Source organism: Amycolatopsis sp. NPDC033938, assembly GCF_055575975.1.
This window is the reverse complement of sequence record NZ_JBVIRO010000027.1, coordinates 1-17,965: the sequence shown is the minus strand read 5'-3', so window position 1 is coordinate 17,965 and position 17,965 is coordinate 1. Positions and strand designations below refer to the sequence as shown.

12 protein-coding genes and 2 tRNA genes are annotated in these 17,965 nt (G+C 70.0%); 9 read left to right on the top strand and 5 right to left on the bottom strand.

What is annotated here, in order from left to right; all coding sequences use genetic code 11:
* Positions 1–161 precede the first annotated feature (161 nt).
* The 6 genes from ACZ5ZX_RS38475 to ACZ5ZX_RS38450 all read left to right on the top strand — a co-directional run bounded on the left by ACZ5ZX_RS38475 (position 162) and on the right by ACZ5ZX_RS38450 (position 4,899).
* Complete coding sequence (locus ACZ5ZX_RS38475; RefSeq protein ID WP_465506921.1) at positions 162–2,006, top strand: serine/threonine-protein kinase; 1,845 nt, start codon at positions 162–164, stop codon at positions 2,004–2,006.
* Positions 2,007–2,105: 99 nt separating this feature from the next.
* Positions 2,106–2,180, top strand: a tRNA-Val gene (locus ACZ5ZX_RS38470).
* 35 nt (positions 2,181–2,215) lie between these two features.
* Positions 2,216–2,287: transfer RNA gene (locus tag ACZ5ZX_RS38465), tRNA-Val, on the top strand.
* Positions 2,288–3,337: 1,050 nt separating this feature from the next.
* Positions 3,338–3,772 carry a hypothetical protein gene (locus ACZ5ZX_RS38460; RefSeq protein WP_465506920.1) on the top strand — a complete coding sequence of 145 codons (435 nt, stop codon included), beginning with the start codon at positions 3,338–3,340 and terminating at the stop codon, positions 3,770–3,772.
* A gap of 14 nt (positions 3,773–3,786) precedes the next feature.
* Positions 3,787–4,377: a hypothetical protein gene (locus ACZ5ZX_RS38455; protein WP_465506919.1), complete on the top strand. Its 591-nt coding sequence runs from the start codon at positions 3,787–3,789 to the stop codon at positions 4,375–4,377.
* Between the two features lie 153 nt (positions 4,378–4,530).
* Positions 4,531–4,899: a copper resistance CopC family protein gene (locus ACZ5ZX_RS38450; protein ID WP_465506918.1), complete on the top strand. Its 369-nt coding sequence runs from the start codon at positions 4,531–4,533 to the stop codon at positions 4,897–4,899.
* A gap of 422 nt (positions 4,900–5,321) precedes the next feature.
* Here ACZ5ZX_RS38450 and ACZ5ZX_RS38445 read toward each other — a convergent pair whose 3' ends face one another.
* Genes ACZ5ZX_RS38445 through ACZ5ZX_RS38430 form a run of 4 tightly spaced genes read right to left on the bottom strand, consistent with a single transcriptional unit; the run spans position 5,322 to position 13,538 of the window.
* Positions 5,322–6,818, bottom strand: a complete 1,497-nt coding sequence (locus ACZ5ZX_RS38445) for an MFS transporter (RefSeq protein WP_465506917.1) — start codon at positions 6,816–6,818, stop codon at positions 5,322–5,324.
* The gene (locus ACZ5ZX_RS38440; protein ID WP_465506916.1) at positions 6,815–11,017 is read right to left on the bottom strand and encodes a beta-ketoacyl synthase N-terminal-like domain-containing protein; all 4,203 of its coding nucleotides are present in this window, start codon (positions 11,015–11,017) and stop codon (positions 6,815–6,817) included. The genes ACZ5ZX_RS38445 and ACZ5ZX_RS38440 overlap by 4 nt, the downstream gene beginning before the upstream one ends.
* On the bottom strand, positions 11,014–12,759 hold the full coding sequence (locus ACZ5ZX_RS38435) for a fatty acyl-AMP ligase (protein ID WP_465506915.1): 1,746 nt from the start codon (positions 12,757–12,759) through the stop codon (positions 11,014–11,016). The genes ACZ5ZX_RS38440 and ACZ5ZX_RS38435 overlap by 4 nt, the downstream gene beginning before the upstream one ends.
* Before the next feature lie 38 nt (positions 12,760–12,797).
* Positions 12,798–13,538: a hypothetical protein gene (locus tag ACZ5ZX_RS38430; RefSeq protein WP_465506914.1), complete on the bottom strand. Its 741-nt coding sequence runs from the start codon at positions 13,536–13,538 to the stop codon at positions 12,798–12,800.
* 448 nt (positions 13,539–13,986) lie between these two features.
* Here ACZ5ZX_RS38430 and ACZ5ZX_RS38425 point away from each other — a divergent pair, with 448 nt between their 5' ends.
* The 3 genes from ACZ5ZX_RS38425 to ACZ5ZX_RS38415 are packed head-to-tail and all read left to right on the top strand — an operon-like array spanning position 13,987 to position 17,107.
* A complete protein-coding gene (locus ACZ5ZX_RS38425) occupies positions 13,987–15,033 on the top strand; it encodes an alpha/beta hydrolase (RefSeq protein WP_465506913.1) in 1,047 nt (348 codons plus the stop codon).
* Complete coding sequence (locus tag ACZ5ZX_RS38420) at positions 15,030–15,863, top strand: SDR family NAD(P)-dependent oxidoreductase (protein WP_465506912.1); 834 nt, start codon at positions 15,030–15,032, stop codon at positions 15,861–15,863. Before ACZ5ZX_RS38425 ends, ACZ5ZX_RS38420 begins: the two co-directional genes overlap by 4 nt.
* Positions 15,860–17,107, top strand: coding sequence for a glycosyltransferase (locus tag ACZ5ZX_RS38415; RefSeq protein WP_465506911.1), 1,248 nt, complete (start codon positions 15,860–15,862; stop codon positions 17,105–17,107). The genes ACZ5ZX_RS38420 and ACZ5ZX_RS38415 overlap by 4 nt, the downstream gene beginning before the upstream one ends.
* Here ACZ5ZX_RS38415 and ACZ5ZX_RS38410 read toward each other — a convergent pair.
* A complete protein-coding gene (locus ACZ5ZX_RS38410; RefSeq protein ID WP_465506910.1) occupies positions 17,091–17,534 on the bottom strand; it encodes an SRPBCC domain-containing protein in 444 nt (147 codons plus the stop codon). The genes ACZ5ZX_RS38415 and ACZ5ZX_RS38410 overlap by 17 nt on opposite strands.
* Positions 17,535–17,965 lie beyond the last annotated feature (431 nt).

Here is a 17,965-nt window from a genome sequence, read left to right as displayed (position 1 = left end):
CAAACAAATAATCTACCAACCCGTGGGGGGGGTGTGGGGCGCGGGGTGGTTTGGGGGTTGTGGGGTTTTGGTTTTAATAACCCGAATCGCCACTCACGACCAACCCGGCCCACGCCACGCCGGCACCGCTCCGACCACCTCGACCAAGGACGAACAGCTCAGTGAAACCGTTGAAGCCCGGCGAACCCCGGCAGATCGGCCCGTACCGGATCATCGCCGAGCTCGGCGAGGGCGGCATGGGCCGCGTCGTACTGGGCCTCGCGCCGGACGGCAGGCTCGTCGCGGTCAAACAGCTGCACGCCCAGTTCGCGCACGATCCCCGCTTCCGTGAACGGTTCCGGCGCGAGGTCGCCACCTCCCGGCTGGTATCCGGTGCCTACACCGCCGCGGTCATGGACGCCGACGCGGAAGCAGAAACCCCGTGGCTCGCCTCGGTCTTCGTCACCGGGCCGTCGTTGAAGGAAGCGGTGGACGCCACCGGCCCGCTGCCCGCCGGGCCGGTGCGCCTGCTGGCGTCCGGGCTCGCCGCCGCGCTGACCGAGATCCACCGTGCCGGGCTGATCCACCGGGATCTCAAGCCCAGCAACATCATTCTCACGAGTGACGGGCCCAGGGTGATCGACTTCGGCATCGCACGGGTGGCGGAGGAGGCGCAGGACCTCACCGGGACGGGCGCGATCATCGGGTCGCCCGCGTTCATGTCCCCGGAACAGGCCGGGAGCGGGCAGGTCACCGGGGCGAGCGACGTGTTCTCCCTCGGCGCGATCCTGGTCATGGCGGCCACCGGCCGCGGCCCGTTCACCGGTCCGACCGCACCCCAAACGCTGTATAACGTCGTGCACGCCGTCCCGGATCTCACCGGCGTCCCGGAGGAGATCCGGCGGCTCGCCGAGCCGTGCCTCGCCAAGGATCCGGCGCGCCGCCCGACCCCGGCCCAGATCCTGGACCACCTCGGCCCGGTGCCGCCCGGCGCGGCTCCCTGGCCGCCGTCCGTGCACGCCCGGATCCAGCAGCAGGACGCCGAAGTGCGCTCGGTGCTGGCGCTGCCCCTGCCGATCTGGCGACCGCCGCCCAAGAAGATGGCGCCGCGGACGAAGAAGATCCTGTTCGGGACGCTCGGCGCGGTCGTCCTGCTCGTGGTCACCGGGATCGTCGCGCTCGTGCTCTCCATCGCCGACTACGCCAAACCCGAGAACCCCGGCGTGACCTCGCTGGCGGCCACCGAGGCGCTCAGTCCGGAACGCCTGCGCCTGGTGGACCCGTGCAAGGTCCTCGACGGCCGGTTCGTGCAGGAGTTCGGCACCCTGAAGCCGGACACGAATTCGTTCTACCCCGCCCGTTGCAAGTACACCGGTATCAACGGCGAGTCCTTCGAGATCCGGCTCGGCGAGGGCATGAGCACCAGCGGTGCCGTGCGAACGGATCGAACGGCCGATGGACTTCCGTTGCTGCGCAGCACGATCAGCGGCGGATGCGATTCGATCGTCCAGCTCCCGGCGGATCGGCGGCTCGGCGTCTTCGTCTCGCACCCTGGCCGGGAAGGCGACCCCTGCAAGGCCGCCGACGACATGCTGACCGCCGCCGTCACCCGGCTGCGCACGCACGAGGTCGACCGCCCGAGCGACCCGGCGAGCCTGCTGCCGTTCGATCCGTGCGCCGTCCCTGATGCCGCGGTGGTCGCCAAGAACCTTCCCAACGCGCAGGCCGGTTCGCAGACACTGCGTATCTGCGAGTGGCAGGGCGGTGGCGAGAGGCTGACCGTCGAGCTGAGCCGGGGCGCCTACGTGCCCGAGGGTTCGCCGGTCGACCTCGGCAACGGCGTCACCGGCGACATCCGGGAGTTCGGGGGCACGAACTGCACCGTGACCTGGCGGCACCGTCCGCTGCCGGAGCGCGAGGCCGAACTCGTCGCCGTCCGGCTGAGTGCCAAGGAGGGGAGCGGAAGCCCCTGCGACCGGACGAAGGAGATCGCCGCCTCGATCGTGCCGAAGCTCCCGAAGCCCTGAATCCGCCTGCTCGCCTGGGGTTCGATCGAGAAGGGGATCCCCTGTGCGGGCCCGGAATCGGGTCCGCTAAGCTGTCTTCAGTACGAACAACTTCACCACGCGCGTTTAGCTCAGCGGGAGAGCGCTTCCCTGACACGGAAGAGGTCACTGGTTCAATCCCAGTATCGCGCACCAGGTTCGCTTCCCCAGCGGACCGGAGTTCGTACCACGGGCGATTAGCTCAGGGGGAGAGCGCTTCGTTCACACCGAAGAGGTCACTGGTTCGATCCCAGTATCGCCCACCGCGGAGAAGGCCCCATCCGGCAAGGATGGGGCCTTCTCACGTTACAAGGCGTGGTGGACACGTTCGCGATACCCAAGCTCTCGTGCGTATTGCCGCAGATCATGGAAGTGCGGTTCCGGGTTCAACGGCCTCCACCCGAGCTTCGCGTTGCCAGCCTTCGCGGGCAACCACGCCCTCTGCCGGAAGTTGGACCGCCGCCGCAACACAGCCCGGACACCGGGGAACACGAACTGCGACTCCCAGTTGGATCGGCGCCTCGTCTCCGCTCTGACCTGGAAGCGCCCTTGACCAGGATGCGCCGCTGGGGATGCGCGGTGGTGTAGCCGCCCGCTACTTCGATGTGGATTCCCGTTGACGGGTGCGGCGGATTCGGAGTTCGACCTCGACATCGCGCTGGTCGAGGTGGCGGACCCGGCGGCACTCGGAGGATGACACAGCGAGGTGACCAACGTCTGCACGGGAGCCGAAAGGCACGGTGCGATACCGCCTCTGCTCCCGTCGACGCCAGGGCCGCCGAACCGATCGACCGGGGCCATGACGTCTCCCAACCGGCCTCCGATCACGCCGCCTGACCACACGAAAACCAAAAGCCGTGCTGGGGTCATTCAGAGAACAGGCCCACGTCAGGCGTCGGTGGCGTGATCGCCACCTATGTCGGTACCGCCTCCGAATTCTGCGGAACGCTGACGAGCATCAGGCCGGACAGCCAGCATGACCATTCCACCAAACGAGACATAACGCGGCCTTTCGGGTCACATGGAACACGGATGACAACATTCGTCGTTTGGCCCGAAAACACATCCGGGCGCGGCGCACCGAGATATCTGCATACGGCGTGTCCAGGGCGTTCACGTGCCACACGATCACCGAGTCACTCTCACCGTCTCACAGGCATCGACACGACGGACTGCGGACCGAACCCTGATTCGAGCCGTTCGACAAACCACAAACCGAGTTCCGAACCATTCGGATAGCTCTCACGGTCAGCCTGGCCTACGTTTCCCGTAAGGCAAGGATATGCCTGAGAGAAAGGTCTTCCACGGTGAGAATGACAATTACGCCCAAGATCGCGGCGACAGCGGCTGCACTCGCTGTCGCCGCTACCGTTGTCGGTATCGCACCCGGCACGGCGAGCGCGGCCCAACGGTGCGACTATTCGTGGACCACGGGCAAGTACGGATGTAGTGGCTCGAGTGGCGTCCGCGGCCCCAACGACGTCATCGGTGGCCGGGTCTTCAGCGGACTCGACTACAGCGGCGACGCCCTGACCATTTGGGTGCCGCGGCCGTGCCCGCAGAACGGCAAGGTCGATTACAGCGTCAAGCTCGGCTCCTTGTTGAGCAACCGGGTCGGCTCCGTCCAAGCGTGGTCGACCTGCTGGGTGTGGCTTTACGACAAGGACGGCAACCGGGAGGGCCCGTTCAAGGGGAACACGCCGGACGTCTCGTGGACGGCCCCAACGGTAACCGTCGGTTTGAGCTGATGAGGAACATTCTGATGTCGAACAGGACCAAGATCCTGGCAGCCCTCGCGTTGGCGATCGCGGCAGCCTTCACCACGATGCCGGCCGCGAGCGCCGTCACCGAGGCCGACCAGCCGACCAGGCAGCAGCTCATGCAGCAATGTGAGTCGGGCAAGACCGACTACTGCGAGTTCAAGCCCGACGGCATGGAGGTCATCAACGGCCCCCGCCAGCTCGCGGGAAGCTCGACGAACTGCACGAACGCCAACCAGGTCAGGGTGATCCGCTGGGAGGCCGCGACCACCACCACGAACACGTTCGGCGTCGAGATCAACGCCGGCGTGAAGCTCGGCAAGAAGTTCTCGGCGTCGATCTCGTCCAGCTACTCGCGCGAGTGGTCGTGGTCGGAGAGCAAGGTGGACGAGATCCGCCAGGACGTCGCCAAGAAATCCCGCGTCATCATATGGGCTTCCAAGCAGCAGGTTCGCGTCACCGGCATTTGGGAGATCCACTTCGGCAAGCGCTACTACGGCCACTACTACTGGTACGTGGGCGGCTCGGTCACGGGTCAGACCAGGGGCCAAGCCTGGGACACCCGCGCGGACCCGGTGAACGTGAACTGCTGAACGGCTGGCGGCTCGGGGCTCCGGCGCACCTTCCCCGATCCGGAGCTCCGAGCCTTCACCGAGAGGGAGTCGATGGTCATGACAGTGCCGCTGGGTGGCGCGTCCTGCGGTTCCCGGTCGGCACGTCTTCGGTTCAGGTAAGGAGATCTCGTCATGCGCTTGCTGACAGCCGCCTTGTCCGTGTTGCTGTTCTTCGGCATCGCGCCCTCAGCCTCGGCCTCACCCGAGGTGACGAGCACGAGCCCGCGTGCCGACTCGAAGGTCTCCGTGGCACCGCGGCTGGTTCGGCTGACGTTCGACCAGCACGTCGGCGATGGCGGTCCCTACCTCGTCACCGTGACCGGCGGTGGCGAGGTCTGGTCGGAGCCGATGATCGGAGTCGACGGCAACGTGGTGACAGTGCCGCTGCGATCGTCGCCCGGGCCGGGGGAATACGAAGTCAGGTACCCCCTGCGCCACGAGCTCGGCAAACTGCGCACCCGGCTCGGCAATCGCTACGAAGAGCTCTTTGAGAACCTTTGACAGATCCGGTTCCTCGCCACCGCGCCGAGCCCGCTGAAGCTATCGTTTCACCCATCGCCGCCGTACCCGGCATTCGGCGACTCCCGCCTCACGTCGGGCGAGCGTGCTGTCACCACTCGAGTTGTGCCGAGCCCGCCGGCGCGCGGCTACTGAATGGCGGATCGGTCGGCTCGTGAGTGGTAATGACGGTTCTATTGAGGGGTAAGTCAGCGGTTTCGCGCGGGGGTCGTGAGTGGCAATGAGGGCTCTAACCCTATTCGCCACTCACGACCCCACGCAGAAACCGCACATAGCGCCATCAATCGGACACCGATTCCCTGAAAGGTGTCCCTTGTGGACAGTCGCGCGACGCCCCGCCTCAACGGGGCACTCCTCGCCCGCCGCCAGTTAGCGAGCCGATTACGCCATATTTGCCTTACTCCTCAATAACCGTCATTACCACTCATGAGGCCAGACGCGACCGTGGCCATCGAGAACAGTCCGGCGGCGACGCCCGCGGATACCTGAAGTCCGGTGGTGTAAGCGATCCGCGCGGCTTCGAGCAGTTCGCCCGCCAATCCTGAGGCCAGTCCCGAGGCGGCTGTCTCCGCTTGAGCGGGTCCCGACAAGGCGAGCAGCCGTGCCTGCTCGGGGACCGCGGCCGGCACCGCCAACTGTCCCGCGTACACGGCGGCCGCCAGGGAGCCGAACAACGTCGTGCCGAAACCCGCGCCCAGTTCGTAGCCGGTCTTCTCCACCGCCGCGGCACCTCCGGCCTGCTCCGCGGACGTCGCCGAAAGCAGCGTGTCGGTGCTCGACGTCAGCGCGAGCGCCATACCCAGCCCCAAACCCGTCAGCCCGGCGCAGAGGAGCACCGGCGAGGTCAGCGCGGCCGACCCCGCCGCCGGGACCACCAACGACACCGCCGTCACGCCGAATCCGGCGGTGCGGACCCTCGCGTTGCCGAACCGCTCCAGCAGCCCCGGGGTCACCACGCTGCCGACGGCCGACGCGCCGAGCACCAGCAGCAGCCGCGCCGCCGCCGCGGTGGGGGAGAGGCCGAGCACCACCTGGAGGTACTGCGCGAACAGCAGACCGAGCCCGACCAGCGTGCTCATCACCAGCAGCACCCCGCCGACCGCGGCCCGCACACCGGGCAGCCGGAACAGGGTCAGGTCCAGCAACGGCGGATCGGTCCGGCGCTGGCGGCGCAGGAACAGTCCGATGAGGACACACCCGGCCACGCCGGAGACGACGGCCGTCACCCAGGAACCCGGTTGCCCGACGGCGAACGCGATCCCGAGGACACCGCCCGCCGCGAGACCCGCGCTGAGCGCGTCCCACGGCCGCCGCCCCGGCGGATTCCGGGGCAGCCACCGCAGCGCCAGCACCACGGCCACCAGGATCACCGGCGGGTTCAGCAGGAAAGTGGCGCGCCAGCCCCACGTCTCGACGAGCACGCCGCCCAGGATCGGCCCGAACACCGAACCGGTGCCCGCGATCCCGCTGCACACCGCGATCGCCGTCCGGCGCTGTCGCTGCTCCGGGAAGAGTTCCCGGAGCAGCGACATCGTCACCGGCATGATCATCGCGCCACCGCAACCGAGGAGCGCCCGGAAACCCAGCAGTACCGGGGCGTTCGGCGCGAACGCGCAGCCGAGCGAGGCGACCCCGAACACGACGTACCCGGTGACCAGCACGCGTCGCCGCCCGTACCGGTCGCCGAGGGTGCCGAACGGCAGCAGCAGCGGCGCGGCGGTCAACGGGTAGATCGCCACGATCCACACCTGCGCGGCCGCGCTCGGCCGCAGCTGCCGGACGAGGTCGGGCAGCGCGACGTGCAGTACGGTCGCGTCCACCGCCACGAGGAAGAGCCCGGCGCCGAGTACCGCCAGCAGCGGTCTGGCGCGGACCGCCCGCTCGGCCCGGGCCGTGGTCACAGGAGCCCTGCCAGATGCCTCGCCACGACATCGACATGCGGCGGGTCGACCACCGACAGGTGATGGGCCTCGACCGGCACGATCTCCAGTCCAGGGCACAGTTCCGCCCAGCCTGCCGCGAGGTCGGTGCGGGAGTAGCGCGGCTCCATCGCCAGTCCGGCGGCGTACTGCTCTGTCGCCCGATAGAGGACGACACGGCCGTCGTAGCGGCGGGGCGTGCCCCGTTCCGCCGCCAGCGTGTCCAAAAAGGACTGTCGCTGGTGCCGCAGGACGCCGGGGCTGAGCAAGCCTGCTTCCGCGACCCGCCGCATGGTCAGCTCGATCTGCTCCTCTTCGGGCAACGGTGCCAGTTCCTCGTGACCGAGCCGGACTTCACGGCCGTAGGTCCCTTCGACGTAACCGGTGAACCGCAGGAACCGCCGGGCGGACGACGCCCGCGGATCGAGGTCCGGCTCGGGAAGCGGGAGCATGGTGTCGATCAGCGCGACGAACTCGACCTCTTCGCCTTCCTCCGCGAGCCGCGCGGCGACGCCGTAAGCCAGTGCTCCGCCGAACGACCAGCCCGCCAGCCGGTACGGCCCATCGCGATGCTGTGCCCGCACCAGCGGCAGCAGATGTTCGACGCGTTCCTCGATACCGATACCGGGAACGCGTTCGAACCCGACACACGGCACTGCTGTCGGCAACCGGTCCAGCAGCGGCCGGTAGACGGTGCAGGTGCTGCCGCCGGGGTGGAACAGCAGCAGGGGTTCGACACCGGACTCGCCGGGTGTGAGGACGTGCACCGGCCCTCGTTCCTCCCGCGTGTCGAGGACGGCGCGGGCGATGTCGGCGATGGCCGCGAGCGAGTCGTGCCGCCGGAGTTCCGCGGCGTCGATCGGGGTGTCGAGTTCGGTGCTGAGCCCCTCGGCGAGCAGTCCGGCCAGCCGGTCCGGCGCGGGAGTGTCGGTCAGCCGGACCTGCGTGCCACCCGCTTCGGCCCCGGTGTGCTCCTGCCACAGGCGCAGCACCAGCCGGTCCGCCGCGTCCCAGGCACGGCCTCTCGCCGGAAGCGGATCCTCGTCTTCGCGCGGTGCGAGATCGCGGTTCAGGTCGGCGAGGGTGGCGCCCCGGAGCACGCTGGCGGCATCGGGTTCGGTACCGAACTCCCGGCGGACGGCTTCGCGGATCCGGTTCGCCATCAGGGAGTCCAGCCCGAGTTCGACGAGCGGGACGTCGGCGTCGATCCGGTCGGGCCGCAGCCCCATGACGGCGGCGACGATCTCGGTCAGCCGGTTCCCGCCACCGCTTCGGACGGGTTCGGGTTCGGCCGTGCGTGTCGCGAACGCCGGCGGCTCCTCGACGGCGGTGTACCAGTGCCGTTCGTGCCGCCACGGCATCGGCGGGACGTCGACGAGCCTGGCGCCGTCGTCCGGATCGGCCGGGGTGATCCGGGTGCCCGCGCAATAGAGTTCGGCCGCGGCGGCACCGAGCGCGCGGACCTCGTCCTGACCCCGGCGCAGGGTTCCGGTGACGACGGCGTCGTGGACACCCTCCGCTTCGAGCGTCCGTGCCACCGAACCCCGCAGGATCGGATGGGGCGACACCTCGACGAAGACGCCGTGGCCGTCCGCGGCGGCGGCCGCCACGGCCTGCCGGAACCGCACCGGACGGCGCAGATGTGCGGCCCAGTACCCGGCGTCGAAATCCGGCAACTCGCGCGGATCGGCCAGAACCGTGTCGTACCAAGGCACCGCGGGGCGGCGACCACCCAGTTCGGCGAGCGCCTCCCGGAGCGCGGGCAGGACGGGGTCGACGCGGACGGAATGCCCGGCGACCTCGACCGGCAGCAGCCGCGCGGTCAGCCCGGCCGCCACGAGTTCCGAGACGAGCAGGTCGAGGACGGTGGCGTCACCCGCCACGGTCAGCTGCCCCGGCGCGGATTCGACGGCGAGTTCGATGTCCGGGTACAGCTCGAGTTCCTCCGGCGCCAGTTCCACCGCCGCCATCGCGCCGCCGGGACCGATGGTGCCGAGCAGCCGGGCACGGGTCGCGACCAGGTGAACGGCCTCGTCGGCGGTGAGCACTCCGCTCACGACCGCGGCGGCCGCGGAGCCCAATGAGTGCCCGATGACGGCCGCGGGCCGGACGCCGAGCGCCTCCCATTGGGCGGCCAGCGCGATCTGCGTCCCGAAGATGGCCGCCTGCGTTTCCGGCAGTGGCAGGGGATTCTCGGTGGTGAGCAAGGAACGCAGTGACCGGCCGGTGTGCTCGGTGAACAGGTCGTGGAGCTTGTCGACCTGTGCGGCGAAGGCGGGTTCGGCGGCCAGCAGCCCGCGTCCCATGCCGGGCCATTGGGAGCCGTGGCCGGAGAACACGAACACCGGTCCGCCGGTGGTCCGGGTGGCGCCGGTGACCGCCCCGGCGGGCAGCGGATCGGCTCCGGTGCCGACGGCGCGCAGCAGGACCGCCAGCTCCGCGGTGTCCCCGGCGACGACGGCGGCGCGGTGCGGCCCGCCGTTGTCGCGCCGGAACAGGGTGTGGGTGACGTCGGCGAGGGAAACCGACGCCGCCGCCGGTGATTCCAGCCAGTTCGCCAGCTGGGTCGCCCGTTCGGCGAGGCGATCGGAGGTCCGGGCGGACAGCAGCCCGATCCGGACGTCGGCGCGTTCCGGCGCGGGCTCCAGCACCGGCGCCTGTTCGAGGACGACGTGCGCGTTGGTCCCGCCGAACCCGAACGCGGACACCCCCGCCGTGGCACGCCCGGAGTGGCGCGGCCACGGGGTCGGCTCGGTCACCACCTTCAGGCGCAGGTCGTCGAACGGGATGTGCGGGTTGGGCGCGGCGAAGTGCAGCTGGGGCGGCAGTTCGTCGTGGGTCATGGCGAGGACGACCTTGATCAGCCCGGCGATCCCGGCGGCCGCTTCCGCGTGCGCGATGTTCGTCTTCACCGAACCGATCAGCAAGGGAGCGTCGGCCGTCCGGTCCTTGCCGAGCACGGCGCCGAGCGAGCGTGCCTCGATCGGGTCGCCGAGCAGCGTGCCGGTGCCGTGCGCCTCGACGTAGTCCACAGTGGACGGATCGAGGCGCGCGCCGTGGTACGCCGTGCGCAGCATGTCCTGCTGGGCGACCGGGTTCGGGGCGGCGAGGCCCTGTGACCGGCCGTCGGAGTTGACCGCGGTGGAGCGGATCACCGCGAGCACCCGGTCGCCGTCGTACTCGGCGTCCGCCAGCCGCTTGAGGACGACGACGCCGCAGCCTTCCGCACGCGCGATGCCGTCGGCGCCCGCGGCGAAGGTCTTGCAGCGGCCGTCGCCCGCGAGCAGCCCGGCCGCGGCGAACGCGGCCGTCGGCCCGGGAAGCAGCATGAGGTTCACCCCGGCGGCCAAGGCCAGTTCCGCCTCGCCGTCCCGCAGCGCGCGTACCGCGTGGTGCACCGCGACCAGCGAAGACGAGCAGGCGGTGTCCACCGCCATACTCGGCCCGCGCAGGTCGTAGATGTAGGACAACCGGTTGGCCGAGATGCTTCCGGCGGCGCCGGTGGCCGTCCACAGATCCACGTCGCCGCCCGCCATCGTGAGATGCCCGTAGTCGTGCGTGGAGATGCCGGTGAACACGCCGGTCCGGCTGCCGCGCAGGGAGGCCGGCGCGATCCCGGCGTGTTCCAGCGCCGCCCAGGTGACTTCGAGGAGCATCCGCTGCTGCGGGTCCATTGTGGACGCCTCACGCGGGGTGATGCCGAAGTGATCGGCGTCGAAACCGGCGACGTCGTCGAGGAAACCGCCGACCACCGGCGCGGCGTCGGCGGTCCACCGGCCCGGCGGCGCCGTCCGGACGGCGTCCCGTCCGGTCCGCAGCAGATCCCAGAACTCCTCGAGGCCGTTCGCGCCCGGCCAGCGGCAGCCGAGGCCGACGACGGCGATCGGATCGGTACGGCGGCGATCGGTACCGGTCGATTCCGGTTCCGGTTCGGCGCCGCCGGTGAGGGAGCGGGCGAGGTGGTCGATGGTCGGGCTCTCCCACAGCAGCGTCGCCGGGAGCGGCGTGCCGAGCAGGTCTTCGAGGTCCGCGGCGATACCGACGGCCTGGCGGGAGGACAGGCCGTAGTCACTGAGCGGGCGGTCGGGTTCGAGCCGGGCGGAGTCAACGCCGATGTGCCCGGCGACGGTGTCGAGCAGCCAGCGGCGCAGTGCGGGGGTGTCGAACGACGGGTTTCTCATCGCACCAGTGCCTTTCCGTAGTCTCCGGCGAGGTAGTGGTCGCGGCAGGCGCTTCGCGCGATCTTGCCGCTGGAGGTACGCGGGACCAGACCCGCCGGGACGAGCGCGACGTCGCGCAGCGAGAGGCCGTGTGCGTCGGAAACGAGCCGCCGGATGGACGCGGAGAGGGCGCGTTCGTCCTCCGTGGTCAGTTCGGTGTGGCGGCGGTGTTCGGCGACGATGACCGCGGCTTCGGTGTCGGTCCCGTCGACGGCGAACGCGGCGACGCTGCCCGGCCGGATGTCCCGGTCGGCCGAGGCCGCCGTCGCTTCGACGTCCTGGGGGTAGTGGTTGCGGCCGTCGACGATGAGCAGATCCTTGATCCGGCCGGCGATGTAGATCTCGCCGTCGTGGCGGACACCGAGGTCGCCGGTGCGCAGCCACGGCCACTCAGGGAGACCTTCGTGGTCGCCGGTCAGCCGGGCACCGAAGGTTTCGGTGCTCTCCAAGGGTTTCTGCCAGTAGCCGGTACCGACGTTGGGCCCGTGCACCCAGATCTCGCCCACCGAGCCGTCTTCCAGCACCACGCCGGTTTCCGGATCGACCAACGCGACGTGCTGGCCGACGGGCACACCGCAGGCGACGAGCTTGAGGCCGTCGTCGGCCTGCCGCGCGATTCCGGTCCCGAGGGCGGCGCGGTCGAACGTGGCGACACGCGGCGGCTCTCCCGGCCCGGTGGTGACGAAGACGGTCGCCTCGGCCAGTCCGTAGGCGGGTCGGGTCTTCTCCGGCCGGTAGCCGGAATCGGCGAAGGCGGCGTGGAACCGGTCGAGGACGCCGGGGTTGATCGGCTCCGCGCCGTTCACGATCGCCGCGACGCGGTCGAGGCGAAGCCTGGCGCGGTCCTCTTCGCGCACCCGGGTCGCGGAGTAGTGGAACGCGAAGTTCGGCGCGGCGCTCCAGCTTCCGTTGTGGTCGCTCAGCAGTTCCAGCCACCGCACCGGCCGTTCGATGAAGGCCAGCGGATCCATCAGCACCGACCGCATACCCATCGCCAGCGGGGTGATCAGGCCGAGGACGAGACCCATGTCGTGGAACAGCGGCAGCCAAGACACGGTGGTCCCCGACGCCGGGTCGATGCCGAGACCGTGCACCGCTTGGCGGACGTTGGCCAGCACGTTGGCGTGGGTCAGCACCACGCCTGCCGGACTGCGGGTCGAACCGGAGGTGTACTGCAGGTACGCCACGTCGTCCGGTGCGGCTTCCGGCGCGGGCCACGCGCGGGCGGGACCTTCATCGGGCTGGTCGGCCGCGAGGACGGCGATACGTTCGCCGCCGGGCAGACCGGACAGGAACTCGCGGACCGGCTCCTCGGCCGCGGCGGTGGTGACGACGGCGGTGGGGGAGCAGTCGGTCAGCACCGCGGCGAGCCGTCCGGCGTGGCCGGGCAGTCCCGGGTCGAACAGCGGCACGGCGATCGCGCCCGCGGTGATCGCGCCGAGGAAGCCGACGACGTAGTCCGCGCTTTGCGGGCACAGGATGGCCACCCGGTCACCCGGCCGGACGGGAAGCGCGCCCGCGACGGCGTCGACGCGCTCCTGGAGTTGCCGCCAGGTCAGGGTTCGCCGGCGCCCGGCGCGATCGACCGCGAAATCGGTGAAGGTCACCGCGGGCCGGTCGCCCGCGACGTCCGCCCAATGCCGGAGGCAGGCGGGGAGGGTGGGGCCGGCCGTGGCGGGCAGGTTTTCAAGAGCCAGGGACATGAGGTCTCCTCGGGGATCGGCGGGGGGATGGCGCGGGTTCAGCGGCCGAGCGGTCCGGCGGCGTGCTGCCAGGCGGCGACGGCGAGGGCGTCGAGATCGAGGCCGGTGGTCCCGGCGTCACGAAGCACGACCAGTACGTCGTCGGCGGCGATGGCGACGGTGCGCAGACGCAGTCCCGGCAGTTCGGGGGGTTGGCCGGGAAGCGTCAGGAGTTGTTGGTAGGAAAGGGTTTTCACGCCGGGGATGGCAGGCGCGGGGTGGACGGTGACGGTCGACAACGCGGTACCGGCCGCGTCGTCGACCGTCACCTTCGAGCACCGCCCGGCCCGAGCGGCCCACGCCGTCAGGTCGGGCGGGTTCGTCGTACGCGCCACGAGTTCGGAGACCTGCCCGCCGGGCACCGCGGACTGGAAGCCCTGCCCGGTGGCGTTCGCGCCGACCAGCTTGCCGTGCACGACGTCTTCGCAGCCGTCGACGTCGATCCGGCTCTCCCCTCGGCCTCCGGTGTCCGAGGTGGACAGAGCACGGGTGAGGTCGAAACCGTCGCGCGCGGACGCGTTCGGGAGGGTCGCCGGCGGAAGCAGGGCGGCGGGCGGAACGGCGGGAGCGGCCTGAGCGACCGGGGTGGTCGGCGCGGTTGCTGTCGCGGCCGCCTGAATCGATTCTCCGGGCGCGCCGGAAATGGTGGCCAGCGCGGCGGCGGAGGCGACGAGCGCGACTGTGCGGCCCCGCCACTTCGGCGGCGGAAAACGGGGGGTGCGGCGAATTCGGGCAGCCATGAATAGCCCTTTCGGAAGGGTCCTGATGGGGGCGTGGTCCCTTCGGTGGGACGCGGGCGCCAGAGTCGCGTCAGCGGACGCCGAACTCGGGCGGCACGACGAAGGCTACGACGGGAAATCGAATACCGGAAGGTATCAAGAGAACGTAAATGTCCTTCGTGTACTGCGGGTGACCTGCGACTTTCGTACTTTTCGCAGGTGTTCGAGGCAATCTGGTACCACCGTGCCACAGTCGCTCACGGTCCGTGAGGGCCGGGTCACCCGGATGGGGGAGGTGAACGCATTTCTTGTTTCCCTGGCATTCACATTGTCCTCCCGGATTGTGGGCAGGACAATTGCCTGGAAGGCGCTGTTCCGCTTAACGTGTCCGCACCGCTGGATTTCTTTTGCGAGTAATCGCCGTCACATTTTCGGGATTCGATCGAACGACCGGGACAAAGGATTACGTATGCGCGATACTTCGAGGCGGCTTCGGGCCGTCGCGGTTCTGGCGGCGGTGACGTGCTTGCTGCCGAGCGTCGCCACCGCCCCGGCACGGGCAGAGAACGGTGTCCCGGACGCCCGCGCCGACGACGGAACACACGTCGTGGCCCAGACCACTGTGGACGGTGACCCCCGGATGCTGGACCTCACCGTGCGCTCGGTCGGCGTCGGGAGTTATGCGATGGTCCGGCTGATCCTGCCGTCGGGCTGGACCGCCGAACCGGACCGGAAGTGGCCGTCGGTGTACCTGCTCGCCGGGGAGACCCGGCTGCAGGACTACCGAGGCTGGACCGCCAACACCGACATCCGGAAGCTCGCCGACGACTCCGGCGCCCTGGTGGTGATGCCGGGTTCCGGTTCCGCGGGGTTCTATTCCGACTGGTGGAATTACGGCAAGGACGTCGTACTCAATCAATGGGAGACCTTCACCGCCGTCGAGATCCCGCAGCTCATCGATCGCGGCTATCGCGGCGACGGTCGGCGGGTGGCGGCCGGGCTTTCGCTCGGCGGATACGGCGCGGTGGAACTCGCCGCCCGGCGGCCGGGGGTGTTCCGGTTCGCCGGTTCGTTCAGTGGCAACCTCAATCCCACCGGCCCGTACGGCGAGTTGCTGACCAGCGCGATCGTCGCCTCGGCCCGGCAGGACCCCGAGGCGCTCTGGGGTGACCGGCGGCGCCAGTCGTCCCGGTGGGACGCGCACGATCCACTGGTGAACGCCGACCGCCTGCGCGGCACGGAGTTGTACCTGTCGACGGGCAACGGCCTGCCGGGCCCGTTCGACGGGAAGCTCCCGGTCGACGTACTGCCCGGTGCGATGCTGCTCGAATTCCTTTGCTCGGGTCAGACCACCGCGATGGCGGACCGGCTGAACCGGCTCGGCGTCCCGGTCATGACGGACTTCTACGGGCCGGGCACGCATCATTGGGCGTACTGGCAGGACCAGCTGCACAAGACCTGGCCGCGGATGCTGCGCGCGCTCTCCGCGCCGGTGAAGGCGGGGGAGGCCTCGTGACGCGTCCGTCCTTTGTGGTCACCGGTGCCTCCAGCGGGATCGGCCGGGCTTGCGTGGCCGAACTCGTCCGCAAGGGCGCCCACGTCTGGGCCGGTGTGCGCACCGACGCGGACGAAACCGAACTCGCCCGCACGTACGGCGAGGCGGTCACCGTGCTGCGGATGGATCTCCGTGACACGGCGTCGATCGCCGCGTGCGGGGAGCAGGTCGCGGCGGCGGGACCGTTGCGGGGACTGGTGAACAACGCCGGGATGGCCCGGCCCGGCCCGCTGGAGCATGTGCCGCTCGACGATTTCCGGCAGCAGCTGGAGGTCAATGTCACCGGTCAGCTCGCCGTCACGCAGGCGATGCTGCCCGCGCTGCGCGCCGCGTCCGCCGCCCGCGTCGTGACGGTCGGATCGATGGGCGGCCGGATCGCCGGGCCGATGGTCGGGCCCTATCACACGTCGAAGTTCGCCCTGGTCGGCTTGACCGACAGTCTGCGTGCCGAACTCGCGCCGTCCGGGATCGGCGTCGTCCTCGTCGAGCCCGGGGCGGTCGCCACCGCTATCTGGTCACGCGCCCGCGCCGCGGCCGAAGAGGTGCGGGCCGCGTTGCCGGAGGCCGCGCGGGAAAGGTACGCGGCGCAACTGGAGGAGGCCGAACGCAGCGCGGAGCGCTCCGCGCGGTCCGGGGTGCCGCCCGAACGGGCCGCGCGCGTCGTCGTCCACGCGCTGACCGCCCGGCGGCCCGCGCCGCGCTACCTCGTCGGCCGGGACGCGCGGATCGCGGCCGTGCTGGCGAATCTGCCGTTCCGGCTCCGTTACCGGCTGACGGCGGCGAAGCGGTGAGCCGGCTCGTCGTCATCGTCGCTCCGGGTTCGCGGGGCGACGTCCAGCCGTGTATCGCCTTGGGGCGTGGCCTCGCGGTCGACGGTGACCGCGTCCGGGTGCTGGCCGCGGAACGCTTCCGGACGTTGGCGACCGGTCACGGTCTGGACTTCGCTCCGCTCTCGGCCGATCCCAGTGAGGTTCTCGGCTCGGAGGGCGGCCGCGAATGGACGGAAGGCGGGCGTAATCCGGCGACTTTCCTGCGCGGCTTGCGAGGCGCTCTGGCGCCGGTACTGGAGCGCCTGCTGGAGGATGTCCACAAAGGAGCGGAGGGGGCGGATCTCGTACTCGCCCCGACGCTGGGCTTCCTCGGCGCGCACCTCGGCGCTTCGCTCGGCGTCCCCGACGTCGAACTGCACTACCAGCCCAGCGTGCCGACCCGGGCGTTCGCGCATCCGCTGCTGCCGTGGGCGGCCAGACTCGGGCCGGGTGGGCGATGGCTGAGCTATCACGCCGTCGACACCGTCGCCTGGCAGTTGCTGCGGCCCGAGGTGGACCGCTGGCGTGGCCGGTCGCTCGGTCTCCCGCCTGCCGGATGGCGTGGGCCCCGGCGGAAGGAAACCCCGGTGCTGTGCGGATTTTCCGACGCCGTCGTGCCCAGGCCGAAGGACTGGCCCGCCCGTGTCCACGTCACGGGTTACTGGTTCCTCGAAACCTCCGCGGGATGGCGGCCGGAGCCGCGTCTGCGGGACTTCCTCGCCTCGGGACCGCCGCCGGTGTACGTCGGGTTCGGCAGTATGCGGCCGTCCGAGACCGAACGGGCGTTCACCGCCGTCCGCACCGCGCTGCGCCGGGCAGGGCTGCGCGGTCTTCTCGGTACCGACGCCGACTTCGGCGACGACGATCTGCTGACGGTCCAGGACGTGCCGCACACGTGGCTCTTCCCCCGCACCGCGGCCGTGGTGCATCACGGTGGCGCGGGCACGACCGCGGCTGCGTTGCGAGCGGGCGTCCCGGCACTGGTCTGCCCGGTCTTCTCCGACCAGCCCTACTGGGGCGACCGGGTGTCCCGTCTCGGCGCCGGACCCCGGCCGCTGCCCTTCCGGGACCTCACCGCGGACGCCATGACCGCGCGGCTGCTGGAGCTGTCCGGCAATCTCCTCTTCCGCCGCGGCGCGCAGTACGTCGCCGCGCGACTGCGTGAGGAGGACGGGGTGGCGCGGGCCAGCGAAGTGCTGCGGGACGTCGTCAGCCGAGTTCGGTGAGATAGGTGGAGAGGCGGCCGAAGCAGGACTGCCAGCCGTCGACGTGGTCGTCGCGCTCCGCCACGGTCTCGAAGATCTCTTGATGGAACGTCATCTCGGTCTTGCCGTCGCGGTCGGCGAGGACGACGGTGACGACGGTGACGAGAGTGTCGTGCCCCCGCGCGCCTTCCGGCTCCTCCCAGGCGAAGCTGAAGACGAGCCGTTCCGGCGGGACGATCTCGTGGTAGACGCCCGAGGCCCACAGTTCGGTCTCGCCGTCGCCGATGCAGGTGCGCCACCGGCCACCCTCGGTGAGGTTGACCGTGCAGGATCGGGTGGTGAACCCGGCAGGGCCCCACCAGTGGGCGAGATGGTCTGGATCGGTCCACACCCGGAAGGCGAGGTCGCGCGGAGCGTCGAGAAGGCGCGTGATCGTCAGGTCGGTCATCGTTCGATTCTCTTCCGCGGCTTCATTCAACCGGTGGGTTGATCAACGTGTTGGTTGAACTTTAGTGCGTCAGAGGGCTCTGTCAAGTGGTCGAAGTGGGGCAAGGTCGCATAACTGTTGGTTGGCTCCACTGCTAGAGCGGGACAAAGCGAACCTGCCGTGATGGACCCGGCGAGAGCGGCTCACGCGAAGGGGGCGCACCCGGTTCTTGACTGTCCATGAGGGACACTTTGCGGGACAAATGTGCCCGGTTTGGGCAAGTTGCACGGTTTCGGGTGGGGGTCGTGAGTGGCGATTCGGGTTAGAGCGAACCCTCTCTCAGGTGCCTACCCGTGTCCTGCGGACTTGCTGGCGTGAGGTACATGATGGCCCCCTTCCTTGCGCTAGGCGCAAGGAAGGGGGCCATCATGTACTGGGGAAGGTGTGAAGGT